Source organism: Soonwooa sp. (assembly GCF_030151385.1).
Taxonomy (GTDB): domain Bacteria; phylum Bacteroidota; class Bacteroidia; order Flavobacteriales; family Weeksellaceae; genus Soonwooa.
This window is the reverse complement of sequence record NZ_JASLDS010000053.1, coordinates 23842-48278: the sequence shown is the minus strand read 5'-3', so window position 1 is coordinate 48278 and position 24437 is coordinate 23842. Positions and strand designations below refer to the sequence as shown.

23 protein-coding genes are annotated in these 24437 nt (G+C 36.0%); 12 read left to right on the top strand and 11 right to left on the bottom strand.

Annotation, left to right across the window (positions count from 1 at the left end; genetic code table 11):
- The first annotated feature begins 40 nt into the window (after window positions 1–40).
- Both Q1V95_RS10260 and Q1V95_RS10255 read left to right on the top strand, forming a co-directional pair.
- Window positions 41–451: a hypothetical protein gene (locus tag Q1V95_RS10260; RefSeq protein ID WP_300673391.1), complete on the top strand. Its 411-nt coding sequence runs from the start codon at window positions 41–43 to the stop codon at window positions 449–451.
- Window positions 452–461: 10 nt separating this feature from the next.
- Window positions 462–875 (top strand): hypothetical protein, encoded by a 414-nt coding sequence (locus Q1V95_RS10255; protein ID WP_300673389.1) that lies wholly within the window; start codon window positions 462–464, stop codon window positions 873–875.
- Between the two features lie 65 nt (window positions 876–940).
- Here the strand turns inward: Q1V95_RS10255 and Q1V95_RS10250 are convergent, their stop codons facing one another.
- Complete coding sequence (locus Q1V95_RS10250) at window positions 941–3685, bottom strand: M4 family metallopeptidase (RefSeq protein ID WP_300673387.1); 2745 nt, start codon at window positions 3683–3685, stop codon at window positions 941–943.
- Window positions 3686–4015: 330 nt separating this feature from the next.
- Between Q1V95_RS10250 and Q1V95_RS10245 the strand changes: the two genes are divergently transcribed.
- The 4 genes from Q1V95_RS10245 (at window position 4016) to scpA (ending at window position 8621) form a co-directional block, all read left to right on the top strand.
- Window positions 4016–5038 (top strand): quinone-dependent dihydroorotate dehydrogenase, encoded by a 1023-nt coding sequence (locus tag Q1V95_RS10245; RefSeq protein WP_300673384.1) that lies wholly within the window; start codon window positions 4016–4018, stop codon window positions 5036–5038.
- Between the two features lie 91 nt (window positions 5039–5129).
- Window positions 5130–6173 (top strand): sulfite exporter TauE/SafE family protein, encoded by a 1044-nt coding sequence (locus tag Q1V95_RS10240; RefSeq protein WP_300673382.1) that lies wholly within the window; start codon window positions 5130–5132, stop codon window positions 6171–6173.
- Window positions 6174–6184: 11 nt separating this feature from the next.
- The gene (locus tag Q1V95_RS10235) at window positions 6185–6415 is read left to right on the top strand and encodes a DUF2007 domain-containing protein (protein WP_300673380.1); all 231 of its coding nucleotides are present in this window, start codon (window positions 6185–6187) and stop codon (window positions 6413–6415) included.
- 85 nt (window positions 6416–6500) lie between these two features.
- Window positions 6501–8621 (top strand): methylmalonyl-CoA mutase, encoded by a 2121-nt coding sequence (gene scpA / locus Q1V95_RS10230; RefSeq protein WP_300673378.1) that lies wholly within the window; start codon window positions 6501–6503, stop codon window positions 8619–8621.
- 56 nt (window positions 8622–8677) lie between these two features.
- On the opposite strand, the gene Q1V95_RS10225 is transcribed toward scpA, so the two are convergent.
- Both Q1V95_RS10225 and Q1V95_RS10220 read right to left on the bottom strand, forming a co-directional pair.
- A complete protein-coding gene (locus Q1V95_RS10225; protein ID WP_300673376.1) occupies window positions 8678–9079 on the bottom strand; it encodes a hypothetical protein in 402 nt (133 codons plus the stop codon).
- An 85-nt stretch (window positions 9080–9164) separates the two neighbouring features.
- Window positions 9165–9458 carry a hypothetical protein gene (locus Q1V95_RS10220; protein ID WP_300673372.1) on the bottom strand — a complete coding sequence of 98 codons (294 nt, stop codon included), beginning with the start codon at window positions 9456–9458 and terminating at the stop codon, window positions 9165–9167.
- A gap of 92 nt (window positions 9459–9550) precedes the next feature.
- Between Q1V95_RS10220 and meaB the strand changes: the two genes are divergently transcribed.
- Window positions 9551–10537: a methylmalonyl Co-A mutase-associated GTPase MeaB gene (gene meaB, locus Q1V95_RS10215; protein WP_300673369.1), complete on the top strand. Its 987-nt coding sequence runs from the start codon at window positions 9551–9553 to the stop codon at window positions 10535–10537.
- A gap of 92 nt (window positions 10538–10629) precedes the next feature.
- Here the strand turns inward: meaB and Q1V95_RS10210 are convergent, their stop codons facing one another.
- A complete protein-coding gene (locus Q1V95_RS10210) occupies window positions 10630–11157 on the bottom strand; it encodes a DUF4251 domain-containing protein (RefSeq protein ID WP_300673367.1) in 528 nt (175 codons plus the stop codon).
- A gap of 107 nt (window positions 11158–11264) precedes the next feature.
- On the opposite strand from Q1V95_RS10210, the gene Q1V95_RS10205 reads away from it, so the two are divergent.
- The gene (locus Q1V95_RS10205) at window positions 11265–12068 is read left to right on the top strand and encodes a M48 family metallopeptidase (protein WP_300673365.1); all 804 of its coding nucleotides are present in this window, start codon (window positions 11265–11267) and stop codon (window positions 12066–12068) included.
- Window positions 12069–12141: 73 nt separating this feature from the next.
- Here Q1V95_RS10205 and Q1V95_RS10200 read toward each other — a convergent pair whose 3' ends face one another.
- Entirely contained in the window at window positions 12142–14670 is a 2529-nt protein-coding gene (locus Q1V95_RS10200; protein WP_300673363.1) for an ATP-dependent Clp protease ATP-binding subunit, read from the bottom strand.
- 357 nt (window positions 14671–15027) lie between these two features.
- On the bottom strand, window positions 15028–15195 hold the full coding sequence (locus Q1V95_RS16295; RefSeq protein WP_366143278.1) for a hypothetical protein: 168 nt from the start codon (window positions 15193–15195) through the stop codon (window positions 15028–15030).
- A gap of 23 nt (window positions 15196–15218) precedes the next feature.
- Between Q1V95_RS16295 and Q1V95_RS10190 the strand changes: the two genes are divergently transcribed.
- Entirely contained in the window at window positions 15219–16328 is a 1110-nt protein-coding gene (locus Q1V95_RS10190; protein WP_300673360.1) for a glycosyltransferase, read from the top strand.
- A gap of 41 nt (window positions 16329–16369) precedes the next feature.
- On the opposite strand, the gene thiL is transcribed toward Q1V95_RS10190, so the two are convergent.
- Together thiL and Q1V95_RS10180 are read right to left on the bottom strand one after the other, a co-directional pair.
- The gene (thiL, locus tag Q1V95_RS10185) at window positions 16370–17425 is read right to left on the bottom strand and encodes a thiamine-phosphate kinase (protein ID WP_300673358.1); all 1056 of its coding nucleotides are present in this window, start codon (window positions 17423–17425) and stop codon (window positions 16370–16372) included.
- 4 nt (window positions 17426–17429) lie between these two features.
- Window positions 17430–17927, bottom strand: coding sequence for an acyl-CoA thioesterase (locus Q1V95_RS10180; RefSeq protein WP_300673356.1), 498 nt, complete (start codon window positions 17925–17927; stop codon window positions 17430–17432).
- A gap of 186 nt (window positions 17928–18113) precedes the next feature.
- Between Q1V95_RS10180 and Q1V95_RS10175 the strand changes: the two genes are divergently transcribed.
- The 3 genes from Q1V95_RS10175 (at window position 18114) to Q1V95_RS10165 (ending at window position 20915) form a co-directional block, all read left to right on the top strand.
- Window positions 18114–19367, top strand: a complete 1254-nt coding sequence (locus Q1V95_RS10175; protein WP_300673353.1) for an NAD(P)/FAD-dependent oxidoreductase — start codon at window positions 18114–18116, stop codon at window positions 19365–19367.
- 118 nt (window positions 19368–19485) lie between these two features.
- A complete protein-coding gene (locus Q1V95_RS10170) occupies window positions 19486–20013 on the top strand; it encodes a DUF2306 domain-containing protein (protein ID WP_300673351.1) in 528 nt (175 codons plus the stop codon).
- Window positions 20010–20915 carry a YARHG domain-containing protein gene (locus tag Q1V95_RS10165; protein WP_300673349.1) on the top strand — a complete coding sequence of 302 codons (906 nt, stop codon included), beginning with the start codon at window positions 20010–20012 and terminating at the stop codon, window positions 20913–20915. Before Q1V95_RS10170 ends, Q1V95_RS10165 begins: the two co-directional genes overlap by 4 nt.
- A gap of 51 nt (window positions 20916–20966) precedes the next feature.
- Here Q1V95_RS10165 and Q1V95_RS10160 read toward each other — a convergent pair whose 3' ends face one another.
- From Q1V95_RS10160 to Q1V95_RS10150, 3 genes are all read right to left on the bottom strand, one after another.
- The gene (locus Q1V95_RS10160; RefSeq protein ID WP_300673347.1) at window positions 20967–21467 is read right to left on the bottom strand and encodes a hypothetical protein; all 501 of its coding nucleotides are present in this window, start codon (window positions 21465–21467) and stop codon (window positions 20967–20969) included.
- Between the two features lie 457 nt (window positions 21468–21924).
- A complete protein-coding gene (locus tag Q1V95_RS10155) occupies window positions 21925–22746 on the bottom strand; it encodes a hypothetical protein (protein ID WP_300673346.1) in 822 nt (273 codons plus the stop codon).
- A gap of 122 nt (window positions 22747–22868) precedes the next feature.
- Window positions 22869–24434 carry a hypothetical protein gene (locus Q1V95_RS10150; protein ID WP_300673344.1) on the bottom strand — a complete coding sequence of 522 codons (1566 nt, stop codon included), beginning with the start codon at window positions 24432–24434 and terminating at the stop codon, window positions 22869–22871.
- Window positions 24435–24437 lie beyond the last annotated feature (3 nt).

The window sequence follows — 24437 nt, the reverse complement described above, 5'->3', positions numbered from 1 at the left end:
TTAGGCGGAATAATTGACTTATTTCGAATAAAAATTGATTATGAAAACTTTTATTTTATACCTTTTACTGTTTTTATGTAACACTAATTTTCAAGCGCAAGAGGTGAAACAAGATTCGCTTTCACAAATCTCTAATATCTATCTAACAAAATCGATAAGAAAAAAGAAAGTGGCCAATATTATTGCGCTTTCTGGGGCTGGATTAGCGACTGTAGGGAAATTTTTGTTGGTTTCGGGACATCCTTCAGGATTATTTTTTTCGGAATCGCAAATAATTGGAATCCATATGATTATGGGAGGAACTTTAGCTGCCATTACCTCTATCCCATTTTATATTATTTCTTCCAATAATGCTAAAAAATCCTTTAAGCTTAGTCCTAGTATTTCTTTTGAGAAACCTATTTTAGTTCAAGAAAACTTTGCACAAGTGGGAGTTTTAATTCAATTTTAAAAACAGAGAAATGAAAAATTTATTCTTTATTATTTCGGTTTTAATTTGTGGATTTGGAAAAACCCAAGTTAGAAAAGTTGACAGTACCACAACTTCCAATTATCATTTTGAACGCTATTTAGCAAATAAAAAGACAGCAAAAATACTGTTGATTGGTGGAGCCGCTGCAAGTGCTTTGGGTGGTGTATTTCTGTTGACAGATGATGGTTCTGGGAGTGCAAATTCACTTTTTACCACTGGTGAAAGTTTTGGTTATTCGTTTTTGATATGGGGAGGAATGTCGATGATTGGTTCGGTGCCGTTTTATATTATCGCAAATCATCACAAAGGAAAGAGCATACAGTTGAAGCCAAGTTTTACGTATCAGCAAGTCAATATTTTTGCGCCAAAGACAAGCAATTTCGGTGTAGAAATTCAATTTTAAAAATAAAAAAATGCGGACAAATTGCCCGCATTTCCTTTCATTTTCACTATTTATGTTTCTGCCTATTAATTTTTAATAAACTTGTGTACAGAAGAAGCTTCTTTGCCAGACAATTTTAAAATGTATTGTCCAACAGGCAAAGCTTTAACATCGATATTAGAACCAGAAAGTTTTCCAGTTTTAACACTTTGTCCAGCAGCATTTACAATTTCGAATTGCTCGTAATTTGCAGTCTTTTCTGCTTGGATGTTGATAACATCTTTTGTAGGATTTGGATAGATTGTCGTTTTTGAAACATTAGCTTCATTAGTTGCTAAGTTAGAAACAACTCTTACTGAGTAATCTTCTACCTGACCATAATCAAAAGTACCACAAGAACTTGTTCCGAATCCTGCATATCTTAGTACAATTCTAAGTCTTAATTTTTGATCTTGTACAGCATTAGATGGTACCGTAAATGTAATTTTGAAAGGATTATCCCAGCTTGGTAATCCAGAGCCTCCAATTGCTTCTCCCGAATCAGTAAAGACACCATTGTTGTTCCAATCGATATAAGCACCATAAGTTTCGTTAGAGTCAGTTCCTAACGGGAATTGTGGATAAATAATTAAATCATAAGTTTGTCCTGGCTTTAGGTCTGTTGAAATGTTACTGAAATCCTCGTAGCCTACTTGTGCTGTACTAGAGTTGTCAATAGTGTTTAGTTTCACACGTCCGATATTTTCTTCTTTAGCATTTTTTGCTGCGGCAACACAATACTGTAAAGAAGGAAGTGTTTTTATTTTGGCAACATTACTGGCTGGTGAAAGATTATTAGCATCATCAAAAGCTTTAACAGTAAGATCATAATCAGTATTTACAGTTAAGCCATATAAAGTAGTACCAAGTTCTTGTGTTCTTGCGATTTCTTTACCATTAGCATATACAATATAACCTTCAACATTTTCATTATCTGTCGAAGCGCCCCACTTAGCATCAGCCGTTGTGGCATTAACATTACTCGCAACCAAGTTAGTTGGTGCTGTTGGTGCTTGCGTATCAGGTGTTGTTAAATGTCGTGTTCCCACGCCGACAGCATAGAAAGCATCTTGGACTGCAATAACTTCTGGAGCGTTTTCCCCAAACAACTCTTTAGCAGCTTGCATGGCATAATCTCTAGTATTTTTGTAGTTGGAGAATTCTGTCAAGAAAGCTGTTTCTAATCTATAAACAAGGTTTGCTGCTTTTTCCCAACCGATGCCAGTTACACTGTAGCTATTTCCTTTGTCGTTTGTTCCTGTTTTACCAGAAACTAAGATGTAGAACCAGTGGTTAAGAATACCACTATTGGTATGGACACCGCAATTATCATTGACATCTTGATCAGGTGTTTTACAGCCATCAGTTACAGATGCCGCTTGCCAATATTGACCCTTGTAGGTGTCTGGCTGTCTAATTGCAACATTTGCAGATTTTGGATCGCTTAGCGATCTCATATAGCCGGGAGTTATTTTTGTGATATCCTCTCCTATTAAAAAGGCTTGTTTTTCAGGAGCATACTTGTGCTCGATAATAGCACCCCAAATATCAGAAAGTCCTTCATTAATTGCACCAGACTCTCTTTCGTAGGTAAGATTTGCCGTATATTGACAAACAGCGTGTCCTAGCTCATGCGCTGTAACATCAAAAGCCGTTAGAGGTTTGAAAGCGGTATCTCCATCGCCATAAACCATTTCATTACCTGTCCAAGCTGCATTTTCAAGCTTTTTTAAGAAGTGAACGTAACTTGTAATTTCTGCACCAGCATTGTCAAAACTATTTCTGCTAAAAGTATCTTTAAAATAATCGTAAGTGTTTGAAACACCCCAATGTGCATCCAAAGCCGCATTATCATAATTAGCATTATCAAACTCTGCCTTAGTCCAATTGTTATCATCGTCCGTAAACTCCGTTACCAAATCAAGATCACCAGATCTGTTGAGGTTTTTGGTAAATACTTTTCTACTTTCTGATGCTAAAATATACTTCCCATTGACTAATTTTGTGTCAATCTGACGTGTTCCACTATAACGTGTATCTGCATTGCCTAGCTCAAAAGTAGCCGCTTCAAAGCTTTCTGGAATTTCAATTTTCGATGCTGTTTTTTCAGCTCTGTTTGTTGCAATAAAGTCTTTCTTCTGCGCATGCTTCATAATCGCATTGTAAGAAATAAACTTTCCAGAAGCAGCATCAATGTATACATAGCCTCTGCTTATTGGCTGTGCAGCATAGATATCGAATTTGAATGCTAGTTTTAGTTTGTAAGAGTTTCCGGCAGCTTCAACAGGTAAGAATACCAATTCTCCTTTTGGTTTTGCATAGCCCGTTTTTGCAGTATAAGCTGCATTTTCCCACATGTATTTTTCTGCGTTCACATATTTAAGTGCTGTAGAAAGTGCTGCGCTTTCGGAGATTTGTGGTTTAGAATAGATGTTGTCTGCGTTAAAGACTTCCCCACTCATGCTAATTAACTTATCGTTTTTGTAATTAACATTATAGGTGCTTCCTTCTACACGAACGCCATCAATATAATGTGCAAATTTTTCGGTTGTAAAACCAGAATTGAATTTTGACTCATTGATCTTTTTTAGACTAGAATTGTCTGACAGGTTTAATACATTTTTTAAAGTATTCTCTGTGTTTGCTCTTGATAAACTTGATCCTTCAGTAAAGGTAATCAAGTTAACATTTCCTTTTTCGTTAACTGTTTTTGATTTTACATATTCTTGTGCAGAAAGCATATTTGTTGCAAATATTGTTAAGCTTCCAAGAATTAGTAGGCTTTTTTTCATATTAATTAAAAATTATTTAGGTGATGCAATATAGAAAAAAATTATAATATTTAATTTATTTTGAAAAAAAAATACTATTTGTGGTGAGGTTTAAAGATTTTTTATTTAAAATTTTAATATTTAGCAATTTAGTGTTTTGATAATGTTTTTCGTTATAAACGGCTTCTTTTAGAAATACGTTTGCTTTAGTATCTTTTTCTAATTTAGCAAAGCACATCTTGAAAAGCGATTATAAAGATTTCGGGATAATTTTGAAAAAGCTTTTTAGTTTTTCTTAAATATCATCGTATATCAATTCGGTTTTAACTAAATTTGTAAAACTTTTCTCCGATGTACAAAAGCATTATCAGACCCATCCTTTTCAAATTTGATCCAGAAGAAGTTCATCACTTTACATTTTCGATGCTCAAAAATTTTGGATTTCTTAGCAAATTGTTTTTACCGAAACCTATAGTTGACAAGCGCCTAGAACGTGAAGTTTTCGGACTAAAATTCAAAAACCCTGTAGGTCTTGCTGCTGGATTTGACAAGGATGCCAAGCTTTTTAACGAACTTTCTGATCTTGGTTTTGGCTTTATCGAAATCGGAACTTTAACTCCAAAAGGACAAGCTGGAAATGATAAAAAAAGATTGTTCCGACTAAAGGAAGATTCTGCAATTATCAACCGAATGGGCTTTAACAATGGTGGTGTCGAAGATGCTGTAAAACGACTTAAGAAAAATAAGAATGTCTTAATCGGCGGCAATATTGGTAAAAATAAAGTAACGCCTAACGAGGAAGCGGTTAACGATTACAAAATCTGCTTCGAAGCTTTATTTCCTTATGTTGATTATTTTGTAGTTAATGTTAGTTCACCTAACACACCTAATCTTCGTGCTTTGCAAGATAAAGAACCTTTGACTAAGCTTCTTTCGACTTTACAAAAAATGAATCTTGAAAAGCCGACGTCCAAACCTATTCTGCTAAAAATTGCACCAGATTTGACCGACGAGCAACTCTTGGATATTATTGATATTGTAAAAGATACCAAAATTGCGGGCGTTATCGCAACCAACACAACATTGTCTCGTGATGGTCTAAAATCTGAATCTAAAAATGAAACGGGAGGCCTTTCTGGTAAGCCACTTACCAAGCGTTCTACCGAAGTTATTCGTTTTCTTTCTGAGAAGAGCGGAAAAACATTTCCAATTATCGGTGTAGGTGGTATTCATTCTGCTAAAGAAGCCATCGAAAAGCTGGATGCTGGTGCTAGTTTGATACAGTTGTATACTGGATTTATCTACGAAGGACCGCAATTAATTAACGATATTAATGCAGAGCTTCTGAAAAGAGCGAGCCGTTTGCCTAGATAAACTCAAAAAATTAACATTTCGAGTAAGAATATTTATCGTTTTTTAAGAGAAAGTTGGATGTTGTTTTGCAGAATGTCTAGAAAAACTATCAATGGGATTTAATCTCGTATTATTGTTCTTAGGGACAATTTTAGCATTTTGGATAAGTGCTATTTGTGGCGGTGGTGCCAGTCTTATCCTTATTCCGATTCTTAATTTGATGTTACCGACTTCGGTTGTGCCATTTTCTTTAACGGTTGGGACTTTTGCAAGTTCGGCGTCAAGAATTGCTGTGTTTCGAAAACATATTAGTTGGAAGATTTTTTTCTGGTTTGTGCCATTTTCGATTCCTGCCGTTTTGTTGGGCGCTTGGTTGATAAAGTATGTCAATCCTATCTATTTGCAATTGGTTGTTGCGCTGTTTTTGATGGCGAATATTCCGCAATTGTTTTTAAAAAAGAAACAAATTGAAAAAGAAGAAAAGCCTTATCCCAATTATATTTTGGCGATTGTGGGCTTCTTTGCTGGTTTTGTGTCTGGGATTACTGGTGCTATTGGATTGCTTTTTAACCGGTTTTATTTAAGATATGGACTCAAAAAAGAAGAAATTGTTGCGACACGAGCTGCCAACGAAATTTTTCTTCATTTAATAAAACTTATCATTTACATCATTCTTGGTTTGTACTCAAAACCTGCCTTGTGGTTTGGTTTAACGATTGCTGTTGCCGCGATTTTGTCATCATACACTGTTAAGTTTATTTTACCTTATTTAAGCGAATTTATTTTTAGAAAAGTTGGTTACGGCGCAATGGTAATTTCGGGTATTTTTCTCTTTGTTAATACTTCTGGAAAAATTATTAAACAAGATAAAATTGATTTTTCAACCATTGATAAAGGCGAAAATATGGAAACCAAAATCAATTGGCGACAAAGCAATTTCGTGATGGAATATGCATTGGACGACGGTTTGGAAATTGAACGTCCTATTTCTTATTCAGAATTGCCAGACAGCTTGCTTCAAAAATACAATGAATTAGCTTCTAGATACGATAAAATCAATATCGAAAAGGTTTTTAAAATCGGTGACAAAAGCTATGAGTTTTATTGTTACAAAGATTCTAAATTGACTAAATTTGAATTTGATGAACCTGAATAAATTATAAATAAATGGAACTTGTAACGCTAAAAGTTTTTAATACAGAACCTGAAGCCCAAATGATAAAGGCTTTTTTGGAAGCCAATGACGTCGAATGTTTTGTGTTCGGAAATGTGTTGGCAAATACTTATAATCTTTTCAACTTGACTTCTGGCGGTGTTCAGATGAAGGTTGCTGAAGAAAATCTAGACGCTGCAAAACAACTTTTGGAAGATTTTTATAAGCATGATGACAACGAATAATTTTAGTTCAAAATTCTATATTGAGGCTTTATTCTAAGATAAAGTCCCTTAAAAGTTGTAAATTTACAGAGATAAAAATCCCATTATGCGACAAGCCATAAAGGCGACAAAGCCTGATTTTAATATTCAATATACCGAGCCAGAAATCTATTATTTCGAAAAAGATGGACTTCAATTAAAGTCTTCGTACACCGCTTCTGATTCTCAATACTTAACAGAAAAATCATATTCTGCAGGGATTGCACCTTATTTGCGTGGACCTTATTCGACAATGTATGTTCAGAAACCTTGGACCATTCGTCAATATGCAGGGTTTTCAACAGCGGAAGAATCGAATGCTTTTTATAGAAGAAACTTGGCGGCTGGGCAAAAGGGATTGTCGGTAGCATTTGATTTGGCGACGCATAGAGGTTATGATTCTGACCATCCAAGAGTGGTTGGTGATGTTGGTAAAGCTGGCGTTGCAATCGACTCGGTGGAGGATATGAAGATTTTGTTCAACGAGATTCCATTGGATCAGATATCCGTTTCGATGACGATGAATGGTGCGGTTTTGCCGATTTTATCATTCTATATTGTTGCGGCGGAAGAGCAAGGCGTTTCTCAAGATTTGCTTTCTGGTACGATTCAAAATGATATTCTTAAGGAATTTATGGTGCGTAATACTTACATATATCCACCAACGCCGTCCATGAAGATTATCGCTGATATTTTTGAATACACTTCTAAAAATATTCCTAAGTTTAATTCGATTTCAATTTCTGGTTATCACATGCAGGAAGCTGGTGCAACGCCAGTTTTAGAAATGGCTTATACGCTTGCTGATGGTCTAGAATATGTTAGAACGGGAATAAAAGCTGGGATGAATGTCGATGATTTTGCGCCACGTTTGTCATTTTTCTGGGCAATTGGGATGAATCACTTTATGGAAATCGCCAAAATGCGTGCAGCGCGTTATATTTGGGCAAATCTTTTAACACAGTTCAATCCTCAAAATCAAAAATCTTTGGCTCTAAGAACGCACTCGCAGACTTCTGGATGGAGTTTGACAGAGCAGGAGCCATTTAACAATATTACAAGAACTGCTATTGAAGCTTTGTCATCGGCTTTAGGCGGAACGCAGTCTTTGCACACGAATGCTTTGGATGAAGCGATTGCGTTACCAACAGATTATTCGGCGAAAATTGCGAGAAATACACAGATTATTCTGCAACAAGAAAGCGGTATTTGCAATGTTGTTGACCCAATGGGTGGCTCAGATTTGGTGGAAGCTTTGACGCAACAGATGATTGAAGAAGCGATGAAGTACATCGATGAGGTTGAGAAAGAAGGCGGGATGACAAAAGCGATTGAAGCAGGTATTCCAAAGATGAGAATCGAGGAAGCTGCGGCAATTAAACAAGCTAAAATTGACAGTGGGGAAGAGTTTATCATTGGTGTTAACTCGTTTAAATCTCTGTTAAAACAAGAAGATATTGAAATTCTGGATATTGATAATTCTGTGGTTCGTCAAAAGCAAATCGAAAGACTTAACAACATCAAAGCAACGCGTGATAATGCAGCTGTTGAAGATATCTTGAATCAAATTCGTCAATCTGCAAAAACAACGGAAGGTAATCTTTTAGCTTTGTGTATCGAAGCAGCGCGTCGTCGTGTTACTTTGGGCGAAATGTCGGATGCGATGGAAGAAAGCTTTGGTCGTTATAAAGCCAATATCAAAACTATTTCTGGTGTATATGCTATGAATGCAGGTAAAAATGAATACTTCGATAAAGCGGTAAAATTAACCGAAAAATTCGAAGAGGAAGAAGGACGTCGTCCAAGAATTATGGTGGCAAAAATGGGGCAGGACGGACACGACCGTGGCGCCAAAGTTGTTGCGACAGCTTTTGCGGATATGGGATTTGACGTGGATGTTGCGCCATTGTTCCAAACGCCAGAAGAGGTTGCAAAACAAGCCATCGAAAATGACATTCATATTTTAGGTGTTTCTTCTTTAGCTGCGGGACACAAAACCCTTGTGCCACAAGTTGTTGAAGAATTGAAGAAACTCGGTGCAGAAGATATTACAGTGGTTGTTGGCGGTGTTATTCCACAACAAGATTACGAATTTTTGTATGCTAATGGCGCTGACCACATTTTTGGTCCTGGTACCAATCTTCCAAAATGTGCCGTAGAAATTTTAGAAAAAATGTTGGTTAAATAATCACGTTTATTAAATATATTGAAAAGAAAATCTTCAGGAATCCCTGAAGATTTTTTTTATTTATCTAAAGTTTTTTCGGCTTGCCATTTCTTTACTGGTATCGTTTCGCCACTAACCGCATCAATTATTTTTAACGAATCACATAAGTTGCTTGATGCTTCAAAAATATGATAGGTTTCGAATCTTTCTGGTCCATTATATCCAACAGAAATAGAGTAGTCCCAATTGTTATCAGCCTTTGTACTATCCACCATAAAGGCAATTCTTCCTTTACCTTGTGTCAAAGAATCGAGATATTTTGCTTGTGTTTTTATTTCATCAAGTTCTAAAATTTTCTTTTCAAAATCGGATGATTTACAAGATTTGACATCTTGTTTGGTCGCGCTAATTGTCGTTGAGTTTTCTTTTTTACAAGCGACAATACTTAAAATGACAAAGCCAAAAAGAATTTTTTTCATAAGAAGCGTTTTTTCAAATATAATAAAAAACGCGCTTTTCATTTATGAAAAGCGCGCCTTGTTTAATATAAAAATGTGATTGGGTTTAGTTTTTTGCGTTGGCACTTACATAAGCCAATAACCAAGTTCCTTCTTCTGCGCTTAGTTTCGCTTTAGGAGCCATTCTTTCCATAATCGGTCTCCATTCGCTAGCAGTATGATCCGTTGTTGCTGGCAAATCGTGGCATTTCCCACATCTTGCGTCATACAATGTTTTCGCTGTTGTCATTTGTTCTTTGGTAATGCCGTAAGAACTTCCTTCGCTATTTGCAGTATTTCTTGAGGTACAAGAATAAACCAAAGTCAAAGCAAAAACAGCGGTATATAGGTATTTTTTCATTATTTTTGATCTTTGAGTTATTTCAAATTTATAAATTAAAACTGAAACGACTCCGATTTAAAAACAATTTATAAACATTCCAAATTCTCAAGATGAGCGTTGAAATATCCTTAGAAACTTTAGTTGAAGGTATACAGTCTGGTGATAAGAGGTTGATTGCTAAGGCGATCACTTTGGTTGAGAGTAAAAAGTTGGAACATCGCGAAAAAGCCGAAAAACTTCTTAAAGCGATTATGCCCTTCACAGGAAAATCAATTCGAGTTGGGATTACAGGCGTTCCGGGAGCTGGCAAGTCTACTTTTATAGAAAGCTTCGGACAACTCGCCATCAAGAACGGAAAGAAAGTTGCGGTGCTTGCAATTGATCCAAGTTCGGCGATTAACAAAGGAAGTATTCTCGGTGATAAAACCAGAATGGAAGACCTTGCTAAAGATCCGAATGCTTTTATCCGTCCAAGTCCAAGTTCTGGATTTTTGGGTGGTGTTGCCAATGCAACTTTTGAAACGATGTTAATTTGTGAAGCTGCTGGTTATGATTATATCCTGATAGAAACCGTTGGCGTAGGGCAGAGTGAAGTTTTGGTTGCCGATATTTCCGATGTTTTTTTGTTTCTAAAAATTATTGGTGGTGGCGACGAGTTGCAAGGCATCAAGCGTGGCATTATGGAAATGGTAGACCTTATTTTCATTAATAAAGTGTCGGAAGAAAATCTTCAGCAAGCCAAAAATACAAAGCTGGAATTGACGCGCGCACTTCAATTTATGCCACCAAAAGAGAAAGATTGGAAAGTTCCTATTTTGCTTGGTTCGGCGCTTAATCATCAAGGTTTAGAAAATGTTTACGAAAAAATTGATGATTTTATTTCTTTGAAAAAATCAAGTGGCCGTTTTGAAGAAGTTCGAAAATTACAGGGTGAAAAACGTTTTCAATATTGGGTTCAGGCTTATATTTTAGAACAAACTAAAAAGGATCAACAATTGGATGAAGCTTTTAATGAACATAAAAAAAATGCTTCAGAATTGTTGGCTAATCCAAGTTCTGAAGCACGTGAGTTTGTTAATAAATTGTTGAAGTCTTAATAAAATTCTATTCTCGATACAATTTTCAAAATTGACTTTTTTCAAAATCACTCGAATTGACGAATTTTACTTCAAGCAGTTTGATTTGAATTCTATTTCGTGAGTAAATTAGAGATGTATCCATCGTAACTAATTGGTTGTCTGTCATTAGCACTAATCGATAAAAATGCACTTCCGTTTTTGTATACTTCCAAAATAAAAGTAGGCATATTCGATTGGTCATTGATATTAATCGTTACAACCCAATTACCCTTTTTGTTTTGCGTTTTTGACACTCGGAAATCTTTTGACTCAAATCGAAAAGAGTTTTTGTTGATGTCGCCATAGCTAGCATTGTACAATCTTCCAAAATAGGGTAGTGTTACTTCTAATTTGTCCGATTTTAGATCAAATCCATAACCGCTATCCAAGTTTGTTATTCTTGAAGAACTTCCTCCAGGCATAGAGTTCATCACATTAATGACGTCTATGTTGGTTGGCAATGCAGATTTTGCATGGAACGAAAATTCTGATTTGCCAACTACTGTATTAACTGCCGTAGGTTCCATATAGTTTTGTGTAGCACAAGAACTTAATGATAACAAACCGAGGCAAAATATGATTAAACTAAACTTTTTCATAATTAAATTTTGTTGAAGATAAAGCAAAATTAATGCTAATTGAGATTCGAATTTAGATAATTGGAATAAAAGTTGTTAATTGGAGAATATTTATAAAATCCTAAACTATGAAAGTAACAAAAATATTAGGAATAGGGGCAATTTCGATGTCATTAATTGCCTGCGTAACGAATCCCGTAACTGGTAGATCGTCGTTACAGTTTGCAAATAATTCTGAGATTGCTACAATGGCAGCTCAAGAATACAAAACGACTTTATTGTCGGCAAAAGTGATTACTGGGACTGCGGATGCTAATCGTGTAAAAACTGTCGGAAATCGTATTAAACAAGCAGCTGAAAAGTATTATACCAGTATTGGTAGACAATCGGATTTAGCAAATTATAATTGGGAGTTCAATCTATTACAAGATCCACAACTTAATGCTTGGTGTATGCCAGGAGGAAAAGTAGCTGTATATTCTGGAATCCTTCCCGTTACTAAAGATGATGCTGGGCTAGCAGTTGTTTTGGGTCACGAGATTTCTCATGCCTTAGCAGGACACGGTAACGAGCGTATTTCTCAAGCGATGATCGCGCAATATGGAGGTTCTATTTTGGGAAGTTCTATCAACAATGCACAATGGGCAAGCATTTTTCAACAAGTTTATCCTGTAGGAGCACAAGTAGGATTATTGGCTTATGGTAGAAAACAAGAGTTAGAAGCTGATAAAATGGGACTAATGTTAATGGCGATGGCTGGCTACGATCCAAGAACAGCACCAACTTTCTGGCAAAGAATGGAAGCAGCATCTACTGGTGGTTCTGTTCCTCAGTTCTTGTCAACTCACCCGAATCCACAAAGTAGAATTGCAGACATTAATGCAGAAATGCCTCAAGCTTTAGAGTATTACAAAGCAGCAGGCGGTAAGTAATTAAAACGAAATTATAAACAATAGAAAACGGGCATCCAAATTTGGATGCCCGTTTTTATTTATAAGAATAATATTATTCTGCGCTTTCTTTTTTACGCTCTTTTTTTGGTGTTTCATTTTCCAATGCATCTTTAGCATCGTTAAGTCTAAGAGTCACCAATTGACCTTCTTTCATCTGCTTGTTAACCAACATTTCTGCTAGCAAATCTTCGATGTACTTTTGGATAGCACGTTTCAATGGACGTGCTCCAAAATCTTTGTCCCAACCTTTCTCTGCGATAAAGTCACGCGCTTCGTCAGTTAATTGAACTTTGTAACCTAACTTTTCGATTCTAGAATACAATTTGTTAAGTTCAAGATCGATGATTTTCTTAATGTCATCTTTCTCAAGAGAGTTAAAGATAATAATGTCATCAATACGGTTCAAGAATTCTGGTGCAAAAGCTTTCTTCAAAGCATTTTCGATTGTTCCTCGAGCACGAGCATCGCTGGTCGTTTTCTTCGCCGAAGTACCAAATCCTACACCGTCACCAAAGTCTTTAAGGTCTCTAGTACCAATGTTAGATGTCAAAATGATAATCGTGTTACGGAAGTCAATTTTTCTACCTAAACTATCTGTTACGTGACCTTCATCCAAGATTTGTAATAAAATATTGAATACATCAGGATGCGCTTTTTCGATTTCATCCAAAAGAATTACAGAATAAGGCTTACGTCTAACAGCTTCTGTCAACTGTCCACCTTCTTCGTAACCAACATATCCTGGAGGCGCACCAACCAATCTAGACACCGCGAATTTTTCCATATATTCACTCATATCGATTCTGATCAAAGCATCGTCAGAGTCGAATAGTTCGCGTGCCATAACTTTGGCTAATTCGGTTTTACCAACACCAGTTGTTCCTAAGAAAATAAAGGTTCCGATTGGTCTGTTAGGATCTTTTAGTCCAGCTCTGTTACGTTGGATGGCTTTAACCACTTTTTTAACAGCTTCTTCTTGACCGATAACTTTACCGTTAAGTTTGTCATCCATCGCAGAAAGTTTGTCCAATTCGTTTTTACCAACTTTAGTAACAGGAACGCCACTCATCATCGATACAACTTCGGCAACATTTTCTTCGGTAACCTCTTCTTTTTTCTCTTTAACATCTTTGTCCCAGTTTTCCTGAGCAAGGTTAAGTTCGATTTGAAGACGTTCTTCTTCATCTTTAAGTTTACGAGCTTCAAGATAATCTTGCTTTTTAACAGCCTGTTGCTTGTGCTCTTTAACTTCCTCAATTTTAGTTTCGAAATCGATAATCTCAGTCGGAACTTTCATGTTTTTAATATAAACACGAGAACCTGCTTCATCCATCGCATCAATCGCTTTGTCTGGTAAAAAACGGTCTGTGATGTAACGCGCCGTCAAATTAACACAAGCATTAATCGCTTCGTCGCTGTAATGTACATTGTGATGTTCTTCGTATTTATCTTTAATCTGATGCAAAATCTGGATTGTTTCCTCGATAGAAGTTGGCTCTACCATAACTTTTTGGAAACGTCTTTCTAAAGCACCATCTTTTTCGATATACTGTCTATATTCGTCCAAAGTCGTTGCACCAATTACTTGGATTTCGCCACGTGCCAATGCTGGTTTGAACATGTTAGAAGCATCCAAACTTCCTGTAGAACTACCTGCACCAACAATAGTATGCAACTCGTCGATGAAAAGGATGACGTCACGGTTTTTCTCCAACTCTGTCATAATCGCTTTCATACGTTCTTCGAACTGCCCACGATATTTAGTTCCCGCAACCAAACTTGCCAAATCCAAAGTGATAACACGTTTGCCATAAAGGACACGCGATACTTTTTTCTGATGAATTCTAAGCGCTAGACCTTCTGCAATAGCAGACTTACCAACACCAGGCTCACCAATTAGAAGTGGGTTGTTTTTCTTTCTGCGAGAAAGAATTTGTGATACTCTTTCGATTTCTTTTTCTCTACCAATTACTGGGTCCAGCTTTCCATCTTTTGCTAAAGACGTCAAATCTCGTCCGAAATTATCCAAAGTCGGCGTTTTGCTTTTACCAGTACCAAGATTACCAGTTGGCTTTTTCATTTGAGAAAAATCTTCTCGCTCTTCATCATCGTCATAAGCACTATTTTGTGGCAACTGATCGGTGTTTTTCAACATCTTTTGATATTCAGTTTGGACACGCTCATAGTCGATATCATAAGCCTGCAAAATATGTGAAGTTGGATCTTCTTGTTTATAAAGAATACCCAATAACAAATGCACTGTATTAATCTCAGAAGATTGGTATTGTCTACACTCTAGCTCAGAACGTTTTACCGATTGGTCAGCCATTTTGGTCAGCGACATACTTCCCATATTGCTCACAAACGGATTACTATTAGCTGTGCTCAGCGTTTCGATTTTTCTTCGGATTTGCGTTAGGTCTGCATTAAGACCCTCAAGGATTTCTTTAGCAGAGTTTTCTGTTTTAATAATACCTAACAAAAAATGCTCGGTGTTTAGAAACTCGCTTTGGAGACGCCTTGCTTCGTTTTTACTTTGTTTGAACACGCGATTCAAACCATCTGAAAATTTATAATCCATTTTTTATCTCCGTGTTAATAAGGTTATAATAAAATTACAACAAAAAATATTGAATTTTACACTTTTTGATTTGCAAATTTGTTACCATTCTAAAAAAATGGACTTTCTGACATTATTTTTTATGATTATCCTAATTGTGCCTAAGTTATTTTTTTAAACAAAGCTTGTCATTCCGACGTAGGAGGAATCTCTGAGAATCAAGTGTTTGAGATTCTTCGCTTCGCTCTGAATGACATTGTTTCTTAATTTGGGTAATTAAGCGGACAATCAAATTATTTTTTCTAGAATTTTTAAAATTCAGTAAGTTTGTGAAAACTAAAAATCATGAACCATAATTGGGTAGAATATGTTGGCTATCTAGCTTCTGTATTCATAATTGGGAGTTTCTTGACGAGCAAAGTCAGAACCATTAGAATCATTAATTTTTTTGGCTGCGTTTGTTTCGTCATTTATGGTATTTATAACGGATTGCTTTGGCCAGTTATTATACCAAATGGGATTTTGGCTTTGGTCCAAGTCTATCATATATTTTTTAAAAAATCAAATTAATGCGAATTATAGTAAGTGTTTTCAGTAATCTCTATACCGACCAACGCGTCGAAAAAACTTGTCAAACACTTATTGATCACGGTTACGATGTTGAGTTAATCGGCAATGATTGGGGAGGCGCGCCAGCGATGCAACGTAACTATCCTGTGACACGCATTTCGTTGAAATCCAAAACCTTGAAGTTGGCTTATCCGGAATTTATGTTCAAACTTTATAAAGAATTAAAGAAAAGAACTGACAAAAATTCCGTTTTATACTCCAATGATTTAGAAACGATTATTCCAAATTTTAAACTTTCCAAAAAATTAAATATTCCTTTGGTTTTCGACAGCCACGAAATGTTTAGCGAGATGCCATCTGTACAAGGTAAGGCTTCACAAAAATTTTGGAAATGGGTCGAGAAAAATTATTTTCACAAGCTGGAAAATATGATTACAGCAAGTGATTCTTATGCAGACTGGTTTGTAAAAGAATATCACATCAAGCGACCAATTGTCGTTAGGAATCTTCCGAGAAAACAAGATGTGCAACAGTTTGATTCTGAGCAGAAAAAGATTATTTTGTACCAAGGATGGCTTAACTATTCTAGAGGAATTGATAAAGCCATTATGGCGATGCAATATGTCGATAATGCTGTTTTAAAAATTGCTGGTGGCGGACCAATGGAAGCTGAGTTTCGCGCAATTGCGGAAGAACATAAAGTCCTTGATAAAGTGGAATTTCTTGGCAAACTTTATCCCGCCGATTTACGAAAAATAACACCTACGGCTGATGTAGGACTAAGTATTGAAGAAAATAAAGGCTTAAGTTATTATTACTCCTTACCAAATAAAATTTCGGATTATGTCCAAGCAAAAGTGCCTGTTGTTGTTTCGGATTTCCCTGAGCTGAAAAGGATTGCAACAGGATTTGGAGTCGGGGAGACCATTACCTCACATGACCCAAAACATCTTGCTGAAAAAATTAATATTGTCCTCAACAACGGAAAAGCTTTTTACAAAGACAATCTTGATAAAGCTGCTGAAGAACTTTGTTGGGAAAATGAAGAATTAAAAATAATTGACGTCGTAAAAAGCGCCATCGAAAAACATAAAAAAGACCTCAATTGAGGTCTTTTTGTTTTTTATATTTCAAATTTTCGTGAAGAAAATTATTCTTTATTAAGGAAAGCGTCCCAGCCTTGCGCTGTAAGTGGAATCATTTGGTTAGAACCTCTTGCGATAAGGTGATTGCCATCATTCAATTCAGTTGCGTGACCGATGATGCTAAAATCTGGATGTCCAACAATTTTATCAAAATCTTCTGGCGCAATCGTGAACAGCAATTCGTAATCTTCACCACCGTTAAGCGCTGCCATTGCAGGATTTAGATTCAATTCCTCTGCAGTGCTCATCGTTAAATTATCCAATGGGATTTTCTCTTCATAAACGCGGAAACCAACTTTGGACTGGTCCGAAAGATGCAGAACTTCTGACGCCAAACCATCCGAAATGTCAATCATAGACGTAGGTTTGATGCCTAATTCCTTTAAAGTATTTTTTACATCCGTTCTTGCTTCAGGTTTTAATTGACGTTCGAGGATGTAGTCGTAACCTTCCATTTCTGGCTGCATATTTGGGTTTGACAAGAAAACCGAATGCTCTCTTTCCAAAATCTGAAGTCCCAAATAAGCGCCTCCCAAATCACCAGAAACCACCAAAAGATCATTTGGTTTTGCACCGCTTCTTTTAACAATTTCGTCGTCATTTTCGAGACCAATTGCTGTGATGCTCATCACCAATCCAGCGTTGGAACTCGTTGTGTCTCCGCCAACTAAGTCCACTTTATAATGCTTGCAGGCCAACTGAATTCCGGCATACAACTCCTCCAAAGCTTCCACAGGAAAACGATTGGAAACTGCCAACGAAACCAAAATCTGTGTTGGCACAGCATTCATCGCAGCAATGTCGCTAAGGTTAACCACAACCGCTTTATAACCCAAATGTTTTAGTGGAACATAACCCAAGTTGAAATGCACACCTTCTGCCAAGACATCTGTTGTAACAACCACTTTTTTACCATCAGGATTTATGATGGCAGCATCGTCGCCAACACCCAATTCCGAAGTCGAATTCTCCAGCGGAAAATGCTCCGTAAGATGCTTTATCAAACCAAATTCTCCAAGTTTGGAGATGGGCGTCAATTCTTGAGATTTATCTTCAAACATAATCTTAAATGCTAAAAATTTCGGGATCGATATTCGTAGGTCGGAAAGGCAAAGCTTTGATGTCTTCTCTCGTCATGACCTTTGTTTCAGGCGTTTTATATTTATCCAAAGCCAAAATAATATCATCTGGCGGCGTTGTCGTTTTTCTCAACATCATATCAATCCAAACGCCCGTCGCTTCGGCAACAGCACAATGGGTACCATCTGGCAAATAGAAGTTATGCACAAACTGATAGATGGACGCGTCCTCGGAGTTTCCAGCAATTTCTACGCTAACATATACCACTTGATCGGCATAGATTTCTTTAAAAAACGAAAATCTTTCGTGCAAAATCACAGGACCAATTCCCCAACGATTAAGCTGTGCCAATCCCATTTTTTCCTTGTTCATAAAAGCCATTCTCGCTTGCGCACAATACGCCATGTACGACGAATTGGCAAGGTGGCGGTTCGCATCGATGTCGCTCCATCTCACATCGAATTTATAAAAATATTTTTCCATGTTTTGTCTATTATTTTGGGCAATTCCCTCGCCAAAGCTTTTGGCAGCTGCTCGAGTCGGGCTGTTCGCTGTATCTTTTCCCTCCGCTCGGTTGGCTCCGCTACGCTCCGCCACCTCACTCCGGAAAAAGGATGCCGCTTCCATCCCTATTGCAAAAATTCAAAGATTCAAAATTAGTCAATAAAGATGGTTTATAAAAATCGTACTTTTGAAACTAAAATCTATAGCATAAGGTTGATGAAGCAAGTTGTAATCATCGGAGGCGGCGCTGCAGGCTTTTTCTGCGCTGCCAATCTGGACGAAAATAAATATCAAATCAAAATTCTAGAACAAAACAAAGACGTTCTCCAAAAAGTAAAAATTTCTGGAGGAGGGCGTTGCAATGTGACGCACGCATGTTTTGACCCACAAGATTTGGTGAAGTTCTATCCACGCGGCGAAAAAGAATTGCGCAGTGTTTTCAGCAAATTCCAGCCAGGGGATACAATGGAGTGGTTCGAAAGTCGAGGTGTATCTTTAAAAATCGAAAATGACAATCGCATTTTTCCTGATAGCAACCAATCGCAAAGCATCATCAATGCGTTACAAACCGAAACCCAAAACAAAAATGTTGAGGTCATTACCCAAGCAACCGTAAGCCAAATTTCTAAAACCGAAGACCAGTTTTTAATCGAAACAAAATCAGGGAATTTCAATGCAGATTATGTTGTTTTCACAACAGGAAGCGCACCAAAATCGCTAAAGTTGGTCGAAAGTCTAGGTCACAAAATTGTGAGTTTGGTACCATCCTTATTTACATTTAACATCAAAAATCCTTTGCTAGCTGAGCATCCAGGTACCAGCTTCGAATGGGCAGAAGTAAGCATCCCAAAATTAAAGCTAGAAGAAAGCGGTCCTTTGTTAATAACACATTGGGGACTTAGCGGTCCTGCAGTTCTCAAATTGTCAGCTTGGGGCGCAAGATTGTTGGCTGGCGAAAATTATAAGTTTGAGATTTTGGTTAATTTTATTTCCAAATCGATACAAGAAGCAGAGGAAGATTTTATTAATTTTAAAGAAAGTAATCCGAAAAAGACAATTGGACAAAGTAAAATCTATAATGTAACCAATCGCTTTTGGAACAGCCTTTTAGCGTATTCAAAAATAGATTCTGAAAAACAGATTTCGAATATCAGCAAAAAAGAAATGCAAATTTTGGCTGGCAATCTTTGCGAAATGAAATTGCAAGTAGATGGCAAAAGTACTTTCAAAGATGAGTTTGTAACCGCTGGTGGCGTTGACCTCAAAGAAATTAATTTCAAAACCATGGAAAGTAAAGTGGTCCCGAATTTATTTTTGGCTGGCGAAGTACTCAATATCGATGCGATAACAGGCGGATTTAACTTCCAAGCTTGTTGGAGCGAAGCTTGGCTTATCGCGCAAGAACTTAATATGAGATAATATGTTAATTAAGCAAAACATTCAGCACAAGATTTTTAAGACCGCAATTTTGCTAGGTTTTATCTATTTTTTTGTGTTAATGTTGCGGATAACATTATTATATATTCCTTACAATTCGATGGCTAATTTTTTAGCAATCAAACAAACCGAAGTTGAGGCGCGACCAGAATATTTAACGATTTTCCATACGCATGTATACACCAGTATTTTTGTGTTGATTGCGGGATTTGTGGCTTTATTTTTTAATAAAAGTTTAAAAACACTGCATCGTTTTTCGGGCAGAATCTATGTGATTTTAACCTTAATATTTTCGTCAACGTCAGGAATCTACATGGGATTTTTTGCAAATGGTGGTATTGCGTCCAAAATTTCGTTTGTTATTTTGGGAATACTTTGGTTTTATACAACTTACAAAGCTTATCAAGAAGTAAGAAACCGGAATATGCAAGCACACCAACATTGGATGTGGCGAAGTTATGCCTTATGTTTTTCGGCAGTAACATTACGATTGTGGAAAGTAATTTTAGTATATTTATTCCATCCCAATCCAATGGACGTTTACCAAATCATTGCTTGGCTAGGGTGGATTCCTAATATTTTGTTAGTAGAATATTTAATACAGAAAAGAAAAAAGATAAAACTATGAAAACGAATTTAATCATTGGCTTGGCTGTACTTTCCTTTGGGCTAAGTTCTTGCAAAAAAGATGGCGAAGTTAAAAAAGACGAAGCCAAGAAAGATTCTGCTGTTGTGGCAATAGAACCCGAATTTCATAAGGAATTGTATGGTGTCTACTCTGGCGATTTGGAAACGATATACAATCCCAATGCTGTCGACTATGAAGATAATTATTTAGTCAAAAAAATATCGGTTAAGATCAACCGAATTACAAAAGATAGTGTCTATGGTTATAGTGTCGTGAATGGTAATCAAAGACCTTTCCGCGGTATCTATAATGAGAATGCGCAAAAATTTGTTCTGGATGAACCTGGCGATGATAAAACCGATGGTCGTTTTTCTGTTGATTTGAGGAAAGATAGCCTCGTGGGAAGATGGAAAGTTTTTAATCCACAAGCTGTAAAATTCCCAGAAAAAATAATCCGTTTGCAGAAAAAAGAATTTGTCTATAGTCCTAACTTGATGCTAGACAGAGACCGCTCTGACATTGTGGATTGGACAACGACCAAAAAAGCAAAGGTATCCTATACAGATGAGGATGGCACAAAACAGTCTTATGACACAGAAAAGCAACGTTATGCCTCGGATGCGATTTTTAATGTTAATGCCTCCAAGCAAAAGCTAACCGAAAAAGACCTTAAAAACATGAAAAAGCTTGACATGGAAATTATCAAAAATGCGGTGTTTGCACGTCATGGTTATTCGTTTAAAAAACAAACTTATCGACAATTTTTTGATAATCAGGAATGGTATGTGCCGATTTCTAATAACGTAGATAACGACTTGTCGCCTTTAGAAAAGGATAATGTGGCACTTTTGAGTAGAATGATCAAATATGCTGAAGATAATTACGATACTTTTGGTAGATAATTTTCAAACGTAATTAATATTAAAAACTCCCAAAATCTGGGAGTTTTTGTTTTATGTATCAAGTTCTTTTTTGGTGGTGATAAGCTTGTATTTTCGTTGAAGAAATAAGATTATTTTGAGAGAAGCTTTGTACATCAAAAATCCAATAAACCACCCAAAAGCAATTCCGCAAAGGCTTCCTGCGAAAATTGAAGCTTGTTGATTCCCCCAATTAAATAGAGAGTTTAGAAAAACGAAGATAATAATAGAGACAATGCTACAGCCAAGAATCGACGAGATTGTAAAAAATGTTTTGAAACCTTTGCTGGCAGAACGTTGCTGAAATCCTACCAAGACAGAAGTCGAAATGATCCCAGCACTCACCAAACCAATTACAATCGCAATAAACAAAAGCCCAATTACAACACATAGAATAAGCAATAATAAAAAGACGAAAGCACCAACGATGAGAAGTGTTACTTCAAATTCGTCATCATTTTGATAGGAATTGATGACTAAAGGTTTTAAACCCAAAAAGAGTTCTGTGAAATTCAAAAAAAAGTCAGTTATCATTGGTGTTTTAATTTAAGGATTCTAATTTTTTTAATCGTTTTCTAAATAGGATAAAACTTATGAACGTCAAAACAAATTGCATTGTAAGTATGATTAAGTACGGTTTTATTATTTTAACAAAGTCTCCTAAATCAGCTACATCATTGGCGAAATTATCCACAAATAGATAGACTAAATAACCTATGGAAATTCCGCAAAAACTGATGAAAGATAACAGCCAATTTTTACGAACAGCTGGAATCAAATTTAAGAAAATCGTTATACTCGAAAGACTTAAAAGTATGCTGGCTTGCATAGACAAAATGCTGAGTAATAAAGCCAGAAATTGCACAAATTTCCCTTCGGAGTCGTCCGTGTTTTGCATGAGCAAACTTAGAAATAGGTAATCCAAAAGAAAGCTCAAGACCACAAGCACAAAAAAATTGGCTAAGAGATATAAATAAAGTTTTTTCATATATTATTTTTTATTGCCCAATTCTACACCCTTTTTCTCGCTAAGTACTTTGATCGTTTTTTCGCTTAACGGATTTTCGTACAACCAAAGACTTTCAAACTTTAAAGTAGGAGGAAGTTCTAAATCGACAATTTTGTTATTAGATAAAAAAATTGAAGTAAAGTTTGCAATCGGAAGTTTAATATCCGAGATCATATTGTTGATAAGTGCAATAGACTCCAAAGCTGTATTTTTTGATAAATCAATTTTGTTGAGTCTGTTATCGGATAGGTTTAGATCCTTTAGATTATTGAGAAAATCTGTTTCTATAGAATCGATTTGATTGCTTTGTGCAAAAAGGCTTTTGAGTTGGAGGTTATTTTTTACATCTAAATATTTGAGGTTATTAAATGACAAATTAACGCCAATTAATTGCTTTTGTTGACTAAGATTAAGTTCGTCGATTTTATTGTTATTTAAAATGATTTGCAGAAGTTTTGGATTGTGAGAAAGATTAATATTTTGCAGTTGGTTGTAACTAAGGTCTAGGCTTTCCAAATTTGGATTGTGGGATAAGTCGATGGCGTTTAGTTTGTTATTGGATAGGTTTAAGTTTTCCAAAATCGGGTTTTCTGCCAAATTGATAACGGAAATATTACAATTGCTGAGATTTAAGTTTTTGAGATTAAAAAAATATTTTAAATCCTCTGTAGAATTAAGTTTTGCATCATCGATAGTAATTTCATCAATATTTTTGACTTCTGTATCTGAAGTATAGGTAGGATTATTTTTTAAAATAAGTGCACAGAAATTTTTATCCGAAAAAGGGATATCTTTTAATTTCATTGTTTGATATTTTGATAATACAAGCGCTTCCTTATCAGCATTTTTTTGTGAACAAGCCAAGAGTGAAATTAGTACAAAAGCCAAACTTGAAAGTAGTTTTGAGTATCTCATTCTTTTACTAATTAATTATCCCATGCAATTTCACTATCTGCGTAACTTAGCCAGCCATATTTACCACTTTTATCTTTGATACGATAATAGTTGGGACCTTCGGACTTGAGTTCTGCAAACTCCTTGTTTTCCATAAGATCATAAATTCCAATGCCATTTTGTGATTCAAAATAAATTCTGTCTTTAAGTGAGTAAATGTTTTTGTACTTGATCGGTAGTTTTTCAATCAATTCAATTTTTGATGGAGGTTGAACGTTGTTAGAATTGCTATTTGAAGATGCTTTATCATCAATTTTAATTGAAATATCGGGAATTTGATACAATCCCGTAAGACCATTTTTTTGAACAAGAACCAAGCCCGACTCAGCAACCCAACTGCGTGGTGCTGCAATATCGCTACGGTTCCAAACATCAATATTAGCGGCAAATTTTAGGTTGGCATCTTTGGGAATATTGGTGATGATAAAATCCTTTTTGTAGTTGATCTCTCTTCCCACATCACGGACGACATGAAGATAATAAGCGCCATCGTACAACGAATTATCTTTACTGATGCTAATATCTTCGGAAAAGCTTATGGTGCCGCAATAAGAACTTGATGGTGTTTTGAAATATTCATTTAAGATATTGCCGTCTATATCATAAACTTTAAGTTCATTGTTTTGGATAACCTGCAAGCCATTTTTGTAGGGATAGACAGATTTTACATTTTTAATTGGGAGCTCTTTTAGATAAGTGTTGTAAATCTTGTAATCCGTTCCTGTCCTACCAACTAGGAAATAGTCATATTGATAGATGGTATCAAATTTTGCTGGTAAAACATTTTCTCCAAAGGCATTTTTTAAGGCATATTGGTTTTTGCCTTCAGGTTTTTCAAAATAGATGTCTCGTGTTTGCATCCAAAATTTTTCAGGGTTTGTGACTTCCAAAAGCTTGTCGAAATTAATTGGATTTTTGTTGACTGTTGTATAAACTTTCTTTTTGTCACCAATCATTTTTAAGCCATTTTTAGAATTATAGATAAGCTTCTCTGCACGATCCAGAATGATGACAAATTTGTTATCGCCAAGATCAATTAGGCAATATCCAGAATTTTCGGTGGAGGCTTTTTTGAGATCACCATAAATTTTCGTTTTATAAGCTTTTAAATCTTCTCTTTCCAAATCATAGGTAGCTTCACAAAAAAAACTGGGATGCATCAAAAAATAAGTTTGACGATCTGTGTCGACAATTGCACTAAAACTGGTTTTTTTAAGTTTTTCTTTTAATTGAGAAAGCGGCATACTGACAATGTTATCTTTGTTAAAGAGCATTTCGTCGTTATCCGTAATCTCTTTTAGTGACAATATTTTGTCTTTATCTACTTCGATTTCTTGCGAAAAATCTCGATCGTCGGTCGTTTTCTCGATTTTAAAATCAACGCTATAGTATTTATTTTTATCTATTTTTTGGTAGAAATCAATATTGCTCCCATCAAAACTAATATCAGTAATTCCGGTATTGCTAAAGACTTTTTGCGCCCAAACAAAGCTTGAGCTTAAACAAAAAAACAATAAAAGTAATAGTTTGGATTTCATAAT